We start from the raw sequence: 18,492 nt of genomic DNA, 5'->3' as shown, positions 1-18,492 counted from the left end.
TAAACGTCAACCCCTTTTTTTATTTTTTCAGAAAAAGAGATGTAATGGCCTTCCACCATTACATCTCCCTCACCGTAAATTACTAATTAAAACCAGCACTGTACACTTTTACTACCTTACCAGCGCCTTTTCATATATTAATCGAATTAACGTAAGTGTCATCTCATATGACTTATAAAAAGAGTCTATTGGTAAAAATTCATATTTAGAATGAAAATTAAGCGCACCTGTAAAGTAATTAGGAGTTAGAATCCCTTGCGTCGAAATAAAAGAGCCGTCTGTCCCACCACGCATTGCAATCGTTTTCGGTGTAATCCCCAAACGATCCATCGCTTCATACACATAATCAATGGCTTTTTTATTATCCTCGGTTATAGCATCTGCAATATTCCCATAGGTATCACTTAATTCACAAGTAATAGTTGCTCTTGGATATAGTGCTTGTAACTGCTTTACATTGGCTTCAATCAAATCTTTTTTTGCTTCGTATTTCAATTTATCATGGTCACGAATGTTTAAGAACACAATGGCGGTTGATTGATTAGACTGCACGCCTTGGCACCAAATGTACCCTTCTTTTCCCTCCGTACACTCCGGCGTTTCTTCACGATTAAACATATTAATGAAGTCTACCGCTACTAGTGTGGGATTAACTAATACACCTTTAGCACTCATAGGATGAGCACTTACGCCATGAATTGTAACTGTACCACTCCCTGCATTAAACGTTTCATATACCACTTCCCCTAATTCGCACGAATCAATGGTATATGCAAAATCAACAGGAAATTTAGTGTAATCCATACTCTTAGACCCAAACAGGCCACACTCTTCATCGGGTACAAAAGCTACATATATATCACCATGATATAAAGAGCTATCTTCCACCAAGGTGTGTAAAGCTGTCATAATATTGGCAATAGCCGATTTATTATCAGCCCCTAAGACACTCGTCCCATCTGAAACGATAATATCTTGCCCTTCATACGGTGCTAATTCAGGATGTTCGTCTCGTTTCATCACGATATTAGCCGCTTCATTGAGTACAATATCCCCACCATCATAGGCATGAATTACCTGTGGATGTACTTCAGGTGATAAACTAACATCTACCGTATCTACATGGGCACAAAAGCCGACAGCAGGCACTCTGCCACTAAAGTCATCTGGCACATGTGCAGGCAAGCGCCCCGTAAGCACGGCCTTATCACTCACGTGTAAATCAACTAAGCCTAGCGTTTCACACTCCTCTTGTAACAGGCGAATCATAGCCCATTGACTCTCTGTACTAGGCACTACTAGACCGCCATTTGGCTTACTTTGTGAAGGTACCTGTGCATATTTAAAAAATCGCGTTACTAATTCCTCTCGTTTCACTAACATGAAAAGCCTCCTTAGAACATTTGCCGTGGATATACATAATCAGCTTGGAAACCAAGTGGAATGTTTAGCCACCAGAAAACATACAATACAATAGTTAAGGCAATTAACAAAGCAATCGTATGTGGTAACATCAAACTACTCAATGTACCCACACCTGTCTTTTTATAATACTTTTGACAATAAATAATAATGAGCGGATAAAATGCAAACATAGGCGTACATACGTTAACAGCCGAATCACTAATACGAAACGCCGCCTGTGTTAACTCCGGCGCAATCCCTACCGACATAAGCATCGGTACAAAGATAGGTGCCAAAATAGACCATTTAGCAGACGCAGAGGTAATTAATAAGTTAAGCAAACCTACAAATACAATAATCCCGAAAATAGTAACTTGTGGCGGTAATGCCAAAGATTTCAAAAATTCAGCCCCTGCAATCGCTATGAGAGCACCTAAATTAGAGGCGCCAAAGGCATACATAAATTGAGCCGCAAAGAAATAGAACACAATTAATTGCACCAATGTATGAGTAATTTCTTCCATAGATTTAGTAAAGTCTTTAGAATTTTTAAAATTACCACTAATAATCCCGTAAACAATGCCAGGAATAGCACTTAATAAAAAGATGACAGCCACAATAGATTGCATAATCGGTGCTTTGAAACTGGCAATATTGCCATCTGGATCACGAAGTAAAGAATCAGCTGGCATTAAAGCTAACACTAAACCAACTAGCATTAGTAAGAGGACAACTGATGCAATATAAAACGCTCTATTTTCTTTAGCAGTTATGGGTTTCATTGCATCTTCCGATACATCTAAATCAGCATCTAAAGGACAAGCCTTGCGACACCAAGGTTCCGTAATTTTTTCAGTAACCCACCAACATACAAAAATAACCGGTACCGTCGCTACAACGGCAAAGAAATAGTTACACAATACATTCACTTCGTAGGATGAATCAATTAATTGAGCTGCCATCTGTGTAAACCCTTGAATAACCGGATCAATAGCCGATGGCGTATAGTTAGCCGCAAACGCACCAGCAATGCCTGCAAACGAAGCTGCTACCCCAGCCAATGGATGTTTTCCTGAAGCATAAAATAAATAGGCTGCTATAGGAATAATAATCATATAGCCACTATCAGGTGCTAAATGGCTTAACATCCCCACTACAATCACAATAGGGGTTAACAAAAATTTAGGTGTAATCACTAAAATCTTCTTTAGCCCTGTATTAATATAACCTGACCCTTGAGCAATACCAATCCCTAAAGTAGCTACAATAACCATACTAAGTGGTGGAAACCCTGCAAAGTTGCCTACCATTTTAGTCATTAAGGTAACTAGCGATTCAGCGGACAGCATATTAGTAACCATAATCTCCTTACCAGTAGTTGGATGAACATAGCCAAAATGTATGGTTGAGAAAAATGCTGACGTTACGCAAGTAATGACAAAAGCCCCAATAAATAACATAGTAATATCCGGAATCTTATTTCCCATTCGTTCCAGCCAGCCTAAAAAGCCACCCACGGGCTGTACATCATTTAAATTAGGTTGATTAGATTGTTGCGCTGCCATACAAACACCCCTTTCGTACCTAGCTATGAAGCCTTATATAATTTGTGTCCTGCCAAACTACATAGATAATCCCCAACCCCCTTAAAACACACCTCCTTTATAGGATATAGCCTATCTATTTAGTATTAACTCCATACTATCAACCATTCTATAGAATGTCAATTGACAGTATACATTTGTAGTTAATATATATTGTATACAAAAAAAGAGCTATGCAAACATGTAAATTTAAGTTAATCTACACCGCTTATAGCTCTTTTATTTGGTTAAATAATATTAGCAATATATTGAAATTACCTGCAATTCAAGTTTCGTTTTATACATCTCGTTTATAAAAACGTTTCACATAGAAGTGATAAATCAAAAGGCCAGCTATAGCAATGCATGCATTAATTTGATACATCATAGCAAAGCCAACCCAACCAATGACCAAGCTTAAAATAGCCGAGCCAAGACCAACACCAATATCGAGGGATAAGAAATATGTCGCATTAGCGGCACCAGCTCGCTCTGCGGATGCAGCCTGTACCCCCAATGTTTGAAAGGCTGGACTAATAGCGCCATACCCTAAACCAATAATCGGAGCTGATGCAATAACCCACCAAGGAGAAGTGGCTAAACTTAAAATAATAATCCCTATAAAGTACAAAATAAAACCAGGATAAATTAATTTATTCGCTCCTAATTGGTCAAAAGCTCGCCCCACCCAAGGACGCGTAACAACAATAGTAATAGCAAATAACACAAAAAATATGCTGGCCATTGTGCCCTGCCCCATTTCAGTCATCATAATTGGTACAAAGACTAGCACGCCAGAATAGCTAAAGCTAATAAAAACACCAATAATAGCCCACGGTAAGGTATGTCGCTCAAAGAAACGATCAAAATTCCACGGACGATGTTTAGCCAAGCGAGGCAAAGCCAATGTTTCATCTAAGCGCTTGCGATTAGCTGCATAGAATCCTAAAAAAGCACAAACACTTAGGAAAATAAAAAAGGCCTCAGTGCCCCATACATCTAATATAGTTAAACCTAAAAACGGTCCAATAACCATAGCTACATTGACAAACACAGAAAAATAGCCTATCCCTTCCCCTTTACGATGTTTAGGCAGCACTAACACGGCTACTGCTGCAACGGCCGTAGTGCCAATGGCAAAAATCATTCCATGAAGCAAACGCAAAAAGAAAATTAAATTCATAGACGTCGTAAAATTAAAGGCTATCATAATCAGCAAAAAAATACCGGTCGTAGAAAAAAGCACTTTTCGCTTATCAAAACCATCTATAATTTCACCAGCAAAAGGGCGACATAAAATCGTACCTATTTGAAAGTAGGTCATAGCTAACCCTGCCTGAAAAGCCGTGCCCCCATAAACAGCTGTAATAATTAAAGACAAGCCAGCAATCAATATATACTGACTCATATAAAACAAGCAACTACTCAAACCACAGCCAAGAAACTCGGCTGACCAAATCTTATTAGGTACTACCGCTTGTTTAGTCTCTTCCATACACGCTCTCCTTTCTAAAAAGATACTGTCAAACTTAAAACTATAAAACACAGTAGCCAAAAGGCCACTGTGTTTTATGAGGTCAGGCTTTAATTACAACCTAATTCTACTAGGCTTAATTTGCGCAATATAGGCAATCTCTTAATGTGCTTTAACAGCATTACGAATATCTTTTTTGTTGCGACTCTTCCAAATAGCCCAAATAGACGTAGCTACACAAATGGAAGAATACGCACCACTTACGAAACCTACAATCATACAAAGAGCAAAATTCTTCGTCGTATCACCACCGAAGAAATATAAAGAGCAACAAGCAAACAATACGGTCGACAACGTATAACAGCTACGGTGAATACTCTGCGCAATACTTGCATTCGCTAAATCAGCAAATGTATCAGACCGTTTATGCGTGTGTGTGTTTTCACGAATACGGTCAAAAATAACAACTGATTCATTCATGGAGTAACCAATTACTGTTAAAATAGCAGCTAAGAAAGACGCATCAATTTCAAGTTGGAAGAAAGAGAATACCCCCAATACCATGATAAGGTCATGGAAAATAGCGGCCAACGAAGAAAGGGCAATACGATATTCAAAACGGAAGGAAATATAGGCTGCTAATACTAAGAAAGCAATGGCTAAGTTAATTAAAGCATGTTCCGTAACTTCTGACCCAATAACAGCCCCTACCGATTCCACACGTTTTACTTCGTTAGGACCAATATTTTTATTCAAGCTATTTACAATAGCTGTGCTTTCATTGGAATCCAGGTTACGTGTACGGATGATTACATCATCCCCTTCTGTAGCGGAGCTTTCACCGGATAATTGAATAATCGCATTTTCTAAGCCAAATTGTTTTAAATCTTCACGAACTTGGGATACTTGAACAGGCTGTTCAAAACGAACTTCAACAATAGTACCACCTGTATAATCAATCCCCCAGTTAAAGCCTTTTACAAAGATTGAGGCTAAACTAGCAATAACCAAGATTGAAGACAAAATAAACCACCAGCGATGATGTTTAATAACGTCAAAACGCATTATTTTTTGCCTCCTTTCTTATATAACTCCATAGTAGCTGTTGGTGACACATTAGCACCATACCAGAATGGATGATTCGTTAAATTACATTCAATAAGCATACGGAGTAAGTAACGGCTTACAAATACAGCGGTAATCATACTAATTAATACCCCTAAGCCTAAGGTAACGGCGAAACCACGCACTGGGCCAGAACCAAGCACGAATAAGATAGCTGCCGTAATCATAACGGATACGTTCGCATCTACAATGGTAGCGAATGCACGACGGAAACCAGATTCCATGGACATGCGCAATGTTTTACCCACTTGAACTTCTTCTTTGAAACGTTCAAAAATAAGGATATTGGCATCTACCGCAACCCCCATAGACAGAATAATACCAGCAATCCCTGGTAATGTTAAAGTAGCATCTAAGAAATGTAATACCGCTAATAAAGCTAATACATAAATTAAAAGCGCCATCGTAGCTACAAAGCCAGATACACGATATAAAATAAGCATAAATGCTACAATCAAACCAATCCCTACAGCAAAGGCAGTGACTGATTTATCTTTAGAGTCTTGACCAAGCGTTGGCCCTACTGTACGAACTTCTAGAACATTCACTTTAACTGGCAATGCACCGGAACGAAGTAAAATAGCTAAGTTCTTAGCATCGTCTAAGGTTTGACTCCCTGTAATTACCGCTTTACCACCTGTAATTGGTTCATTAACTACTGGATTTGTCAATTGTTCGCCATCTAAGTAAATCCCAATGTGACGACCTACATTAGCCGTTGTTAAATCACCAAATTTTTTAGCCCCTGCATCGGTAAATTCAATACCAACCATGAACTGTTTATTCTGACCAATTTGTTCTTTCGCATCTTTTAAATCATTACCAGTTAAATGAACGACACCATTTTCGTCTTTAAATTCCATAACCGCTGTTTTACCAATAGTTTTAATAGCTTGGTCTGGATCTTTTACACCTGGTAATTCAATAATAATACGTTTCTTGCCTTCGCGCTGAATCAATGGTTCAGCTAAGCCCATTTCATTAATACGGCGTTCGAGAATCTGACGAGCTCGTTCTACCGCATCATCTGTTACTTTGTTCTCCCCAGCATCCTCTGCTTCAAGAACAATATGCGTACCACCTTGTAAATCAAGGCCTTGTTTAATTGATTGAGCTAGCGGCCCAATGAAATAAATAAACGCAGCCACAATAATGGCAATGGCCGCAAGAAATTTTGCAAGCGCCTTACCGTTCAAAATATGCCCCCTCCTTATCCACTTAGGGTCAACCATTACAAAACTTAATATGAACTTATATGTAGACCCACTATTAAATAGTTAGTCTTTGAAAAATAAATAACTTGCTTCAAGCTAGTCAATTTACTTAAATTGTAAACTTTGCACATCTGTTATTAAAGCGGCTAAGCGCTTATCATGAACATCCATGGGAATTGATTCCGACACAACTTGTGTGTCCCAAGCAACACCCACACAACGTTCAGCCGGTACATCTGCTAAAAAGCGATCATAATAACCAGCCCCCATCCCCATGCGACCACCTGCCGTATCAAAAGCTACACCTGGTACCAAAATTAAATCTAAATCAGTAGGTGCTATACAGGCATAGGGCTCTTTAGGGATGCGAATTCGTAAAACGCCAATAGTTACAGCATCTAAACTGGTTAGTTCTGCCGCTACCATTTCACTCTTACTAATACATACCGGGACATATACTTTTTTCCCTACCTTTAAAGCATGTGCAATGAGTGCATCTAAATTAGCCTCTTTAGGCATCGCTAAATAGGCCATAATAGACTTAGCTTCTACATACGCTTTACTCGCTAAAATATTAGCACACAGTGCGTTAGCTCGTTCATTGCATTCTTCCTCAGACATGGCTTGGCGCCTTGCTTTAAAAGCAAGGCGCATCGTTTGCTTATCCATATTATTTGTCATCTTTGCCAAGCACATGAGCTACGCTGGAACGGGCCAATTTAATTTCCACTTTTTCAGCGATTTGAAGCATAATTACTTCATCAGTCAAAGAATTGATAGTGCCATAAATGCCACCAATCGTTACAATTTTTTGACCTTTTTTCAAGCTATTCAAAAGTTCATTACGAGCTTTTTGTTGTTTTTTCTGTGGACGATATAAAAGGAAATAAAAAATTACCACCATTAACAAAATCGGCCAGCCAGCTTGAAACAATTGTTCTAAATCTGCCACTTTGAGTCACCTCCAAAAACAAATATATCTATTTCTTTCAACGTCGTAAGCCCCTTACTTTTTATAACCTGCCCAAAATTCATCTCTAAATGCTGGGAAGCGATCTTCTAAAATAGCAGCACGCATTTGACGCATGAAATTCAATAAGAAATACAAATTATGATATGAAACTAAACGGAAAGCTAAAATTTCTTCCGCTTTATATAAATGACGAATGTATGCCCTCGAATAATTTCGACAAGCATAACATTGGCACCCCTCTTCAATAGGGCCCCAATCATGGGCATAGGTAGCGTTCTTTATGGTCACGCGCCCATCATGAGTCATAGCCATGCCATTACGTGCTACGCGCGTTGGGAATACACAATCAAACATATCCACACCGCGAGCTACCCCTTCTACTAAGCAATCAGGGGTACCTACCCCCATCAAGTAACGCGCCTTATTAGTAGGCAATAATGGCGTCGTATGATCTAAAATATCATACATTATGTCATGTGGTTCCCCTACTGATAAACCACCAATACTATAACCATCAAAATCCATAGCCACTAATTCTTTAGCACTACGGGTACGCAAATCTTTATACATACCACCTTGCACGATGCCAAACATACCTTGCGTTGGCGAGGTATGCGCCTTACGACAACGTTCCGCCCAACGAGTGGTCCGTGCCGTAGACCGATCTGCATATGCATAATCAGCCGGATATGGAATACATTCGTCAAAAGCCATAGCAATATCGGCGCCTAATTGCTCTTGCACTTTAGTGGCAATCTCTGGCGATAAAAACTTCTTTGACCCATCAATATGAGAACGAAAGGCAACCCCTTCTTCCGTGATTTTACGTAAATCACCTAAGCTGAATACTTGAAAGCCACCACTATCAGTTAAAATACCACCATCCCAATTCATGAAACGATGTAAGCCACCAGCTTCTTCAACTAGGTCTGGACCAGGGCGCAAAAACAGATGATAAGTATTGCTCAAAATAATTTGAGCCCCCATCTCTTTTAATTCCTCAGGCGACATTGTTTTTACCGTAGCTTGTGTGCCTACGGGCATAAACATAGGAGTCTTAAAAGTACCATGAGGTGTATGGAGAAGCCCCGCACGTGCGCCAGTATGGGGACATTCTTTTTGCAATTCATAGGTAATAACCAAGCGTATCCTCCTATCTAACGGTAGTTAATTGTAACCTATCAAGTAATTATTATAACACAATTTACAGCTCTCACCTAGATTTTTCTCAGTAAAACCTAGAGCTCTTATCGGATAAACATGGCATCGCCAAAGCTAAAGAAACGATACTGTTCTTTAACGGCTTCTTTATACGCTGCCAAGCAATGTTCACGACCTGCCAAAGCACTAATGAGCATTAATAAAGTTGATTGTGGTAAGTGGAAATTCGTAATTAAAGCATCCACCATTTTATATTCATAGCCAGGATAAATAAAAATTTGAGTCCAATCATGACCGGCCTGTAATTCCCCATGTTTAGTCGCTGATTCTAATGTACGCACCGAAGTAGTACCTACGGCAATAATCCGTTTACCAGCCTTACGAGCTTCATTAATAATCTGCGCCGTTTCAGCGGTAACTACATAATACTCACTATGCATTTCATGATCTTCAATCGTATCAACGGACACTGGTCGGAACGTACCTAGCCCAACATGTAAGGTAACAAAGGCCAAAGTTACCCCCTTTGCCTTAATTCGCTCCAATAACTCAGGCGTAAAATGCAGGCCTGCCGTTGGCGCTGCAGCAGAGCCTTTTTCACGAGCATACACCGTTTGATACCGATCTTTATCCTCTAATTTTTCGTGAATATACGGTGGTAATGGCATTTCACCAATTTCTTGAATAATATCATCAAAAACGCCCTGTGCTTCAAATTGAATGATACGACCGCCAAAACTGGTTTTATCTACTACAGTACCAGTTAAGCGATCATCAAAAACCAAGGCCTGCCCAATAGGGCATTTCTTCCCAGGCTTTACCAAACATTCCCATTTATTATCACCACAAGGTGTCAATAATAGCACTTCGACCTTGCCACCACTACCCTTACGATGCCCATACAAACGGGCTGGAATTACCTTAGTATCATTAAATACTAATACATCATTGTCTGATAATTCATCGACAATATCATAAAAGTGAGCTTTATGCCCCACTTCACCAGTCACTTTATCAAGTGTCATAAGCCGTGAAGTATCACGGGGCTCTACTGGATGCTGAGCAATCAGTTCTTCTGGTAATTCATAATCAAAATCTGTTACCTTCATGGTAAACGTTCCTTCTTTCTATTCTGTTAATATTCTTTTTCCACTGACACACCGGTATAGTAATGTGTCAAAATTTGCTTATAATAATCTTTTGTTTTAGTAGACGCTTTCGCTGCCATAGCTGCGGCCCCCCACTGGGACATACCTAAACCATGGCCCCAACCATATCCACGAACAGCCACCGTATCACTGGCTTTTTTAAAGGTATGATAGGCTTTAGGATTTTTAAAACTATCGGCCGATGTAGGTGCTTTTACATTCACATAAAAATCAAATAGCGTAGATTTTAGGCCAAAGATTTTCATAATTGTATCACCACTCAACGTGAGCGATTTCTTAGATCCTACAAAGGTGGCCGTCAGCACCCGACCAGACACACCACGGTCAGCCTGTTTCATAGGTCGCTTACGCAAGGTACTAAGTTTTATTTCTTTTAAAGTACCTACATCTTTGCCAGCGGCCTTTAATTTATTCTCCATAGTAGCCCGTGTCAAAGACACAGTCCAGGCTGAGCTATCGCCATTTTGAGCATAATCTTTAACACCGCGCAAATAAGGAACTACACTGCCCCACACATTTTCACTATTTTCAGTGTAGCCGCCACCATCAGCATGGAACAAGGCTTCAATCACCTGACCGTTATATTTCATAACTATGCCTCTAGTAGCATCAACAGCGCTAGTCGTACTCGCAAACTCAGCGGCCTGTCCATTATAGACCTGATTATTCGTATTTGGCTGCACATCATAAGCCTTAGTGGCACTTTGTTTCATAGTATATAAAGCATAGGTACGCGCCGCAACCGCTTGTGCTTTTAACGCCTCTTGGGGCCAACTAGGCACTACTTCAGCCGGTACTACACCATATAAATACTCTTCTAAGCCAACTTCATTAATCAGCATCATAGAACCAGAAGAAGTAGGCACAACTTTAATAGCACCACGATATGGCTTACCGTCAACTAGCATCGTGCCAGCTTGACGCCCTTCCCAAGATTTAATATACACACCATCTGCTACGGCTTTGCCATTTACCGTAATTTTATGATTTTTTACGGCCACTACTACAGCCTCCCCAGCAGTAACCTTAGGCAAGGCAGTTTTATTTAAACTATAAACAGCCATTTTACCGCTCCCCGCGGCCACCCAGGAACTAGTCCGAGTGCCTAGTAATACCCGAATGGGAGGCGTTTGTGCAGTTATTCCTTCTGAAAAAGCCGGTACCGTTGTAGCCTTCGTAGTAGTTTTAGTAGTTCCTGATGACTTACTCGAATTATTGGTCGTAGACACCTTCGTAGTAGTCGTAATTGCTTTTTTAGTGGAAGTCGTAGATGCTTTCGTAGTCGTCGTCGATACTTTCGTCGTCGACACTTTTGTAGTGGTACTGGAACCACCTTCTTTAGTGACCGTAACCATCGCAGCATCTGCAACAGAGCTATACGTAAAAACCGATGCAAACATCGTTACCATCATTATAGTTTGCCAAATTTTTTGTTTCATATAGCCCCCTTACCGGCCCCTTTATTTGGATTCACAATACCTAAATGGTCATACGCCAATTGCGTAGCCATGCGTCCGCGACTAGTACGCACTAAAAAACCTAATTGCATTAAATACGGTTCATATACATCTTCAATCGTATCTCGTTCTTCACTAATCGATGCAGCAATCGTATCAATACCTACTGGACCGCCTTGAAACTTGTCAATAATAGCACGCAGTACACGTCTATCAATACGATCTAAGCCGATTTGATCAATATCAAGACGTTCCAACGCATCATCAGCAATTACATCGGTAATAACACCATCACCTAATACTTGAGCTACATCGCGCACTCGTTTTAATAAACGATTAGCAATTCGTGGTGTTCCTCGTGAACGACGGGCGATTTCAGTAGCGCCCGTTTCAGTAATATTAGTGTCTAATACTTGAGCTGCTCGTTTAACGATATGTTCTAATTCGTCTTGTTTATAATATTCCAAATGACTGATAATCCCAAAACGATCGCGCAATGGCCCCGATAAAGCCCCTGCTTTAGTGGTAGCCCCAACCAAAGTAAAAGGTGGTAAATCAATACGTACGGAACGCGCACTAGGCCCCTTACCGATAATAATATCTAAAGAGTAATCCTCCATAGCCGAATATAGAACTTCTTCAACACTGCGTGATAAACGATGAATTTCATCGATAAATAATACATCATGAGCTTGCAAATTCGTAAGCAACGACGCTAAATCACCAGGTCGCTCAATGGCCGGTCCAGACGTAATGCGAAGATTAACCCCCATTTCATTAGCAATAATACCAGCTAATGTTGTTTTGCCAAGACCCGGTGGTCCATAAAGTAACACATGATCTAAAGCTTCATTACGATCTTTAGCGGCTTGAATATATACTTTTAAATTGTTTTTAGCATTCGTTTGACCAATATACTCATGCAAATAACGTGGGCGCAAAGAAAATTGCCAAGAGTCCGCCAATTGTTCTTCTTTACCCACAATCCGCGTTTCACTATCAGTTACTCGTATCTCTTCTTTCATGGCTACCTACCTTTCCCCAATTCAGATAAGACTTGTCGCAACAAAGTAGACACGTCTTGCTGCCCATCATCAATTTGCGTCAATACTTCCGTAAACTCTGATTCTTTGTACCCTAGGGCAATCAAGGCCTGCGCCACTTCACCAGCTGCCCCCAAGCGATTAATCGTTGGTGAAACGCTAGCCGTAGCCACGCTACTTGGAGCCGTTGTAAATTTACCAATTTTATCCTTTAATTCTAATACTAAACGCTCGGCCGATTTCTTGCCTATACCTGGCAATTTAGTCAAAGTCGTCAACTCGCCATTCATTATAGCTACTTTAATACCATCAACAGAAAGGCCTGACAAAATACCTAAACCAACCTTAGGTCCAATACCGGAAACAGAAATCAATAACATAAATAAATCATATTCATCTTGTGAAGCAAAACCATAGAGCTGAATGGCGTCTTCTCGCACACTCATATGTGTATAGAGTAAAACCTCAGTTCCTTCTACTAAAGCGTCGCGCGTACTTCCCGAAATATACAATCGATACCCTACGCCATGAACATCAATAAAACAAGAGCCTGTGAAAACATGGCTCACAATACCTCGTACAAATCCAATCATGGACTGCCTCCTACTAATTAATACTCCTATAACAGGTGCTTACCTTCAATGCGCAGACTTATCTTAAATTTGAATGCGTCGCCGTAAATCTTCACTATGAGAACTATGAGCCGTACAAATAGCAATCGCTAATGCATCGGCTGTATCATCTGGCTTGATTTTCTCGCGAATGCCGAGCATATTCATGGTCATGTAAATCACTTGTTCTTTAGTCGCCTTACCATACCCTACTACAGCCTGTTTCACTTGCAAAGGTGTATATTCATAAATAGGAATGCCACGCTGATTCGCTGCTAATAAAATAACACCGCGTGCCTGCGCCACCGTAATAGCCGTCGTTACATTGCGATTAAAAAATAATTTTTCAACGCCAAATTTATCGGGCCTAAATTCTTCTAGTACATCGCTTAAATCATTAAATAATATTTCAAGGCGCATGGCATCCGTATCTTGTGGTGTCGTTGTAATGGCGCCATAAGCCACGGTCTTTAGCCGACTCCCCTCTACATCAATTATGCCATAACCACATATTGCAGTCCCTGGATCTATGCCTATAATACGCACGGTAAAACTCCTTTACTGTATCTAATACTATCATTTTATTATAGCATTTCTTACGCTATAGACCAAACAGAAATACGATTAAAATAGACCATGTTTTGTGCCCTAGGGCCCCCTTATGCCTAATAATAAAACACTATGACATCATGTCTCTTCATCAACATTTTAATATCCAGTACCTTGTATTGTTTTATACCTTGTGTTATTATGTAGTTGTCAATACACAATAGTGCTATAAAGGAGTTGCTATGAAAACACAACTTAAGAAAGGAGTTATCGAGCTATTAGTACTCGGTTTGTTAACTCAAAAAAACCACTATGGCTATGAAATTGTGGACACTATTTCAGACTATGTGGAAATGTCAGAGGGTTCCATCTATCCCCTTTTAAAACGTTTACAAAAAGATACCTTAGTGGAAACCTATTGGGAGGAATCTATCAGTGGCCCCCCTCGTAAATATTACCGAATCACAGAGATTGGCAAAGCCAACTATCGTGAAATGCTACTGGAATGGCAAGAGTTTTCCAGTGCCGTCAATCGCTTTTTAGAAGGAGTGGATCAGCATGACTAAAGAACAATACTTAGATTTGTTACGCTATTACTTTCGTCAAGCCAAAGCGGAAGATATGCAAGAAATCATTAGTGACTACGAAGAACATTTCCGTAGCGGCTATGAGCAAAATTTAACCGATGAAGATATTATAAAAGCCCTGGGTGAACCAAAACAAATTTACGAAGCCTATTTATCAGAAGGTATTATTACTGAAAAGAAAGGGCTTTTAAAAGGTGATTTAAAAGAAGATTTAAAAGATATGTTAGACAAAGCACAAGTTGAGTTTAACACTACCATGAAGCCGCAATTGCCCCATTATTGGCAAGAAGCGTCTAAGGCTGTTTTTGTGACCAGTGGTACCTTAGCCTATGCCTTAGCCGCCCTATGCTGGTTCATTACCTTGATTCTCACTTACCTTTTGAGTATTCAATGGCAACCATTAGCTGACGTGGCTCCCTTGCCAGCGGTTTCACTGGTAACGATTGGCGCCTTTTTCTTAACCGGTGTAGGTGCCGGCCTTACCTGCGTATTCATCGGTCAAGAATGTTTCAAACAATATAAAGCAAAAAAAGCAAAGGAGGTTCTCGGATGAAACGAATTTTAATTACCGTTTTACTTACTATATTCTGTTTTGGGATTGGTCTAACATCGTTAATCGTGAACGATTTGTCAAATCTTAATAAATGGTACCAAACTGAAGTAAGACCTACTATACATAAAGAAGATCATCGCGATATACATAAAATGAACGATAGAAAAAATGAAAATAAAAAAGAGCAATCAAAAGAATGGCAAACTACTGCGCCTAAAGCTGAGACCAATTCAGCCGCGCCCATAGCACCACCAGTAGCACCAGCACCACCAGCTCATACGCCAAGTGAACCAGCGGTGCCAACTATTAATGCGCCAGGTAATTAAGGCTAACATTCAATCTCTAGTACTTTACCAAATAGCCTTTACCAAAACAAGCTAAGAAGAACTCCTTACAGTTAGCTTATTCTAAGCAACTATAAGGAGTTCTTTAATACAGATATCCCCGTAGCCTACATTCGATCCTTTACTTTCGCTACAAAAGCTTCAAATAAAGCATACATTTCCTCATGCTCTTGCCACATATTTTCTGGATGCCATTGCACGCCTACAATAGAAGCATCACTATTTTCAATCCCCTCTACCACACCATCAGGACTAGTAGCCGTAATCGTAAAACCAGCTGGTACATCGCGAATCGCTTGATGATGGCGAGAATTCACTAAAGTTGTTAACCCTAATACAGAATGTAAAAAACTGTCTTTACTTACGTTCACTGTATGAGTTGGATAACCACCTGGGGCCTCTTGGGAATGCTTAATATATACTTGTTCACATTGCGTATCAATATCTTGATACAAAGTACCACCTAAGGCCACATTAATCATTTGTGCCCCTTTGCATATGCCTAATACAGGCTTTTTCACCTTAGCTGCGGCTAAAATAAGTTCACGCTCAAATAGGTCCCGTTTATAATTAATCATACCAATCTGACGAATCGGTTCTTCCCCAAACAAATGAGGATCTACATCAGGTCCACCATGAATAAGTAAGCCATCATATAAATCTAAATATTCTTCACCAATCGCATTCGGCACATCAGGTAAGATAAAAGGAAGGCAGCCTAATTTAGCAAAGACTTCTACTAATTCCCGCGAGGCAAAAGGCGCGCGCTGTAAATTTGTACGCCCTGTCGCCTCCATATACGTATCAGCTGTAATAGCAATGCGTGGTTTCATAATAATCACCCTTTTTATAAATAAAGTTGCGTTAGAAACGTTTCATTACAATCATTATACAACAAAGTACCCATAAAGAAACAAGGTCTATTAATTCCATTTATGGATTCCATAGACCTTGTTTTTTTAATTCTTTAATCGCCCGCTCTTCCTCGCCTGTCAGCTCCCGCTCCAATAAATCAGGGCGAAGCTGTAAGGTTCGCAATAAAGCTTGCTGTAAACGCCAATTGGCAATATTTTGATGATGACCACTGCGCAACACTTCTGGCACTTCCCAATCGCGATATACAGGTGGCTTAGTATACTGTGGCCCTTCCAAAATAGGCCGATAAAACGAGTCTTCTATGGCCCCAGAAGCAGCGCCTAATACCCCCGGAATCATTCGTGCCACTGCATCAGCTACAATCATAGCCGGTAGTTCCCCACCAGTGAGCACAAAATCGCCAATAGAGATTGTTTCATCTACCAAATGCTCTTCCACACGATAATCTACCCCTTCGTAATGACCACAAATAAGTACTAATTGATCATACGTAGCAAGTTCACGTGCTTTAGCTTGATTAAACGTAGTCCCTGTAGGACCTAAAAAAATCACCCGTTTGCGAAGCTCTGTAGCCGGTGTATCACTTAACACATGCTCCACAGCTTCAAAAATGGGTGGTGCCATCATAAGCATACCAGCGCCACCACCATATGGTGTATCATCCACTTGATTATGTTTATTATGCGCAAAATCACGCGGATTAGTAACAGCCATAGTCAAACGATTGGCTGCCATAGCTCGTTTAATAATCGAATGATCAAAAAAAGCAGCAAAGAACTCAGGAAATAAAGAAATAATGTCAATTTTCATAGTCTCACATTATCCTTTCCAACGCTTTAATAACAGTGGTCAACTATAGTCTAATTTGACTCGTATTGACCTACCTATAAGCGTTAATACCTAAGTCTTAGCTGCTTCTTAAATCCATTCTGGTGGGTCGGCAATAATTTTGCCCGCTTCAATATTAATGTCTAAAATGACATGATCCAATACAGGTAATAACAAATCAGGTTGCCCTTCTTGCTGTACTACATACACATCATTAGCCCCTGGCTGCAATACATCGGATACAGTGCCTAGCACATTCCCCTTCGTATCTTCCACGGTAAGACCAATAATATCAAAGATGTAATAACGACCTTCTGGAAGTTCCACCAAATCATCGCGATGTACTTGAATTTCTTTACGCGCCATCAACTCAGCTACATTGCGATCTGGTACTTCTTTAAAGGTAGCTAAAATAAATTGTTTATGAAAACGAGCAGATGTAATGTGGTATTCTTTACCATCAATGTAGCAAACATCCATCGTTAAAAACCGATCTGGAAAATCGGTTTGCGGCATTATACGAAGATCACCCCGCACACCGTGCGGGGCAACGATAATACCTATGGTAATTAGCTCATTTCTATCCATTACTGGCGAAATGCTACAATCTTGCCATCTTCAAGCAAGATTTCAGAACCCATTAAGGAATCAAGGTCATCCCCGATTTTAACTGTAATGGTCTGTTCCATAGTGCCCTGAGCAATCTCAGAACCAAGTTCAAGCTTTTCCGCATCCTTTAATTTGGCTGCTACGTCCGCCTTAAAGTTTAAACGTTTCTGCTTTTCTTCTTCAATCTGCTGGCGTAATTGAATAAGACCTTGTGCATCAAGTTTAGCTTGTTCACTTAATAAGCGTTTCGCTTGAAACTCAATTTGCTGTAAGTCTTGCTCAACTAGCTCTAAACGCTGCTGAAGATCGGCAACAAGCTTAGCTTTGAGCCCTTCTGTAACTTTTGACTTAATCGTCACTGGGACACGTACCGTCATTTCTTCCATGTTTTCTCACCCTTTAGACAATATCAACGGATATCTTTTTGTTTTCTTTAATAGCTGCTGCTTTTGCGACAGCTCGGATTGCTTTAGCAATTCTGCCCTGCTTTCCAATAACCTTACCCATGTCTTCCGGTGCAACGTGAACTTCATAGACTTCCACATCACCTTTTACGGTCACGGTAACAGAAACGGCTTCAGGCTGCTTAACCAATGACTTCGCAATTAATGTAATTAATTCTTTCATCACAGTATGCCTCTCTATGAATTACTTCTTAGCGTCAGCAAATTTCTGCATAACACCGTGCTGTTTGAATAGGGAGCGAACAGTGTCAGTTGGCTGTGCACCATTACCCAACCAAGCCAATGCTTTTTCTTCATCAATATTGATAACAGCTGGGGACTTAGTTGCATCGTACTGACCAATAGTATCTACTGGACGGCCCTCACGAGGAGCGCGAGAATCAGCTACAACGATACGATAGAACGGAGCTTTTTTAGCACCCAAACGAGTTAAACGAATTTTTAACATATATACTTCACCTCCTTATT

General features: G+C 40.2%; 22 protein-coding genes. 3 read left to right on the top strand and 19 right to left on the bottom strand.

Annotation, left to right across the window (positions count from 1 at the left end; genetic code table 11):
* Positions 1-111: 111 nt before the first annotated feature.
* The 13 genes from pepT to ruvC form a co-directional block, all read right to left on the bottom strand.
* On the bottom strand, positions 112-1,383 hold the full coding sequence (gene pepT, locus VER_RS00700) for a peptidase T (protein ID WP_162098973.1): 1,272 nt from the start codon (positions 1,381-1,383) through the stop codon (positions 112-114).
* Positions 1,384-1,394: 11 nt separating this feature from the next.
* Positions 1,395-2,969: an AbgT family transporter gene (locus VER_RS00695; RefSeq protein WP_162098972.1), complete on the bottom strand. Its 1,575-nt coding sequence runs from the start codon at positions 2,967-2,969 to the stop codon at positions 1,395-1,397.
* Between the two features lie 316 nt (positions 2,970-3,285).
* On the bottom strand, positions 3,286-4,482 hold the full coding sequence (locus VER_RS00690) for an MFS transporter (RefSeq protein WP_162098971.1): 1,197 nt from the start codon (positions 4,480-4,482) through the stop codon (positions 3,286-3,288).
* Positions 4,483-4,623: 141 nt separating this feature from the next.
* Positions 4,624-5,526: a protein translocase subunit SecF gene (gene secF / locus VER_RS00685; RefSeq protein ID WP_162098970.1), complete on the bottom strand. Its 903-nt coding sequence runs from the start codon at positions 5,524-5,526 to the stop codon at positions 4,624-4,626.
* Positions 5,526-6,782: a protein translocase subunit SecD gene (gene secD, locus VER_RS00680; RefSeq protein WP_162098969.1), complete on the bottom strand. Its 1,257-nt coding sequence runs from the start codon at positions 6,780-6,782 to the stop codon at positions 5,526-5,528. Before secD ends, secF begins: the two co-directional genes overlap by 1 nt.
* Before the next feature lie 123 nt (positions 6,783-6,905).
* Entirely contained in the window at positions 6,906-7,469 is a 564-nt protein-coding gene (locus VER_RS00675; RefSeq protein ID WP_238390100.1) for a 5-formyltetrahydrofolate cyclo-ligase, read from the bottom strand.
* A gap of 1 nt (position 7,470) precedes the next feature.
* Positions 7,471-7,752 (bottom strand): preprotein translocase subunit YajC, encoded by a 282-nt coding sequence (gene yajC / locus VER_RS00670; protein WP_115309972.1) that lies wholly within the window; start codon positions 7,750-7,752, stop codon positions 7,471-7,473.
* A 54-nt stretch (positions 7,753-7,806) separates the two neighbouring features.
* Positions 7,807-8,916, bottom strand: a complete 1,110-nt coding sequence (tgt, locus tag VER_RS00665) for a tRNA guanosine(34) transglycosylase Tgt (RefSeq protein WP_162098968.1) — start codon at positions 8,914-8,916, stop codon at positions 7,807-7,809.
* A 104-nt stretch (positions 8,917-9,020) separates the two neighbouring features.
* Positions 9,021-10,043: a tRNA preQ1(34) S-adenosylmethionine ribosyltransferase-isomerase QueA gene (queA, locus tag VER_RS00660; RefSeq protein ID WP_162098967.1), complete on the bottom strand. Its 1,023-nt coding sequence runs from the start codon at positions 10,041-10,043 to the stop codon at positions 9,021-9,023.
* Positions 10,044-10,069: 26 nt separating this feature from the next.
* Entirely contained in the window at positions 10,070-11,542 is a 1,473-nt protein-coding gene (locus VER_RS00655; protein WP_162098966.1) for a SpoIID/LytB domain-containing protein, read from the bottom strand.
* A complete protein-coding gene (gene ruvB, locus VER_RS00650; RefSeq protein ID WP_162098965.1) occupies positions 11,539-12,585 on the bottom strand; it encodes a Holliday junction branch migration DNA helicase RuvB in 1,047 nt (348 codons plus the stop codon). Before ruvB ends, VER_RS00655 begins: the two co-directional genes overlap by 4 nt.
* Positions 12,586-12,587: 2 nt before the next feature.
* Positions 12,588-13,196: a Holliday junction branch migration protein RuvA gene (ruvA, locus tag VER_RS00645; protein WP_162098964.1), complete on the bottom strand. Its 609-nt coding sequence runs from the start codon at positions 13,194-13,196 to the stop codon at positions 12,588-12,590.
* A 63-nt stretch (positions 13,197-13,259) separates the two neighbouring features.
* Positions 13,260-13,760, bottom strand: coding sequence for a crossover junction endodeoxyribonuclease RuvC (gene ruvC, locus VER_RS00640; RefSeq protein ID WP_162098963.1), 501 nt, complete (start codon positions 13,758-13,760; stop codon positions 13,260-13,262).
* 245 nt (positions 13,761-14,005) lie between these two features.
* Here ruvC and VER_RS00635 point away from each other — a divergent pair, with 245 nt between their 5' ends.
* The 3 genes from VER_RS00635 to VER_RS00625 are packed head-to-tail and all read left to right on the top strand — an operon-like array spanning position 14,006 to position 15,229.
* Complete coding sequence (locus tag VER_RS00635; RefSeq protein WP_162098962.1) at positions 14,006-14,329, top strand: PadR family transcriptional regulator; 324 nt, start codon at positions 14,006-14,008, stop codon at positions 14,327-14,329.
* Complete coding sequence (locus VER_RS00630; RefSeq protein ID WP_162098961.1) at positions 14,322-14,903, top strand: HAAS domain-containing protein; 582 nt, start codon at positions 14,322-14,324, stop codon at positions 14,901-14,903. The genes VER_RS00635 and VER_RS00630 overlap by 8 nt, the downstream gene beginning before the upstream one ends.
* Positions 14,900-15,229 carry a hypothetical protein gene (locus VER_RS00625; protein ID WP_162098960.1) on the top strand — a complete coding sequence of 110 codons (330 nt, stop codon included), beginning with the start codon at positions 14,900-14,902 and terminating at the stop codon, positions 15,227-15,229. Before VER_RS00630 ends, VER_RS00625 begins: the two co-directional genes overlap by 4 nt.
* A gap of 125 nt (positions 15,230-15,354) precedes the next feature.
* On the opposite strand, the gene VER_RS00620 is transcribed toward VER_RS00625, so the two are convergent.
* From VER_RS00620 to rpsP, 6 genes are all read right to left on the bottom strand, one after another.
* Positions 15,355-16,080, bottom strand: a complete 726-nt coding sequence (locus tag VER_RS00620; protein WP_202922091.1) for a gamma-glutamyl-gamma-aminobutyrate hydrolase family protein — start codon at positions 16,078-16,080, stop codon at positions 15,355-15,357.
* A gap of 100 nt (positions 16,081-16,180) precedes the next feature.
* A complete protein-coding gene (trmD, locus tag VER_RS00615; protein ID WP_162098959.1) occupies positions 16,181-16,933 on the bottom strand; it encodes a tRNA (guanosine(37)-N1)-methyltransferase TrmD in 753 nt (250 codons plus the stop codon).
* 108 nt (positions 16,934-17,041) lie between these two features.
* Positions 17,042-17,539 (bottom strand): ribosome maturation factor RimM, encoded by a 498-nt coding sequence (gene rimM, locus VER_RS00610; RefSeq protein WP_162098958.1) that lies wholly within the window; start codon positions 17,537-17,539, stop codon positions 17,042-17,044.
* On the bottom strand, positions 17,539-17,946 hold the full coding sequence (locus tag VER_RS00605) for a YlqD family protein (RefSeq protein ID WP_162098957.1): 408 nt from the start codon (positions 17,944-17,946) through the stop codon (positions 17,539-17,541). The genes rimM and VER_RS00605 overlap by 1 nt, the downstream gene beginning before the upstream one ends.
* Positions 17,947-17,959: 13 nt before the next feature.
* Positions 17,960-18,187, bottom strand: coding sequence for a KH domain-containing protein (locus tag VER_RS00600; protein ID WP_006556455.1), 228 nt, complete (start codon positions 18,185-18,187; stop codon positions 17,960-17,962).
* A gap of 21 nt (positions 18,188-18,208) precedes the next feature.
* The gene (gene rpsP / locus VER_RS00595; protein ID WP_162098956.1) at positions 18,209-18,472 is read right to left on the bottom strand and encodes a 30S ribosomal protein S16; all 264 of its coding nucleotides are present in this window, start codon (positions 18,470-18,472) and stop codon (positions 18,209-18,211) included.
* Between the last annotated feature and the right edge of the window lie 20 nt (positions 18,473-18,492).

This window comes from Veillonella sp. R32 (assembly GCF_010093125.1).
Classification (GTDB): domain Bacteria; phylum Bacillota; class Negativicutes; order Veillonellales; family Veillonellaceae; genus Veillonella_A.
Note: the sequence above shows the minus strand (reverse complement) of the source record. Positions and strands in the feature narration are given on the sequence as shown.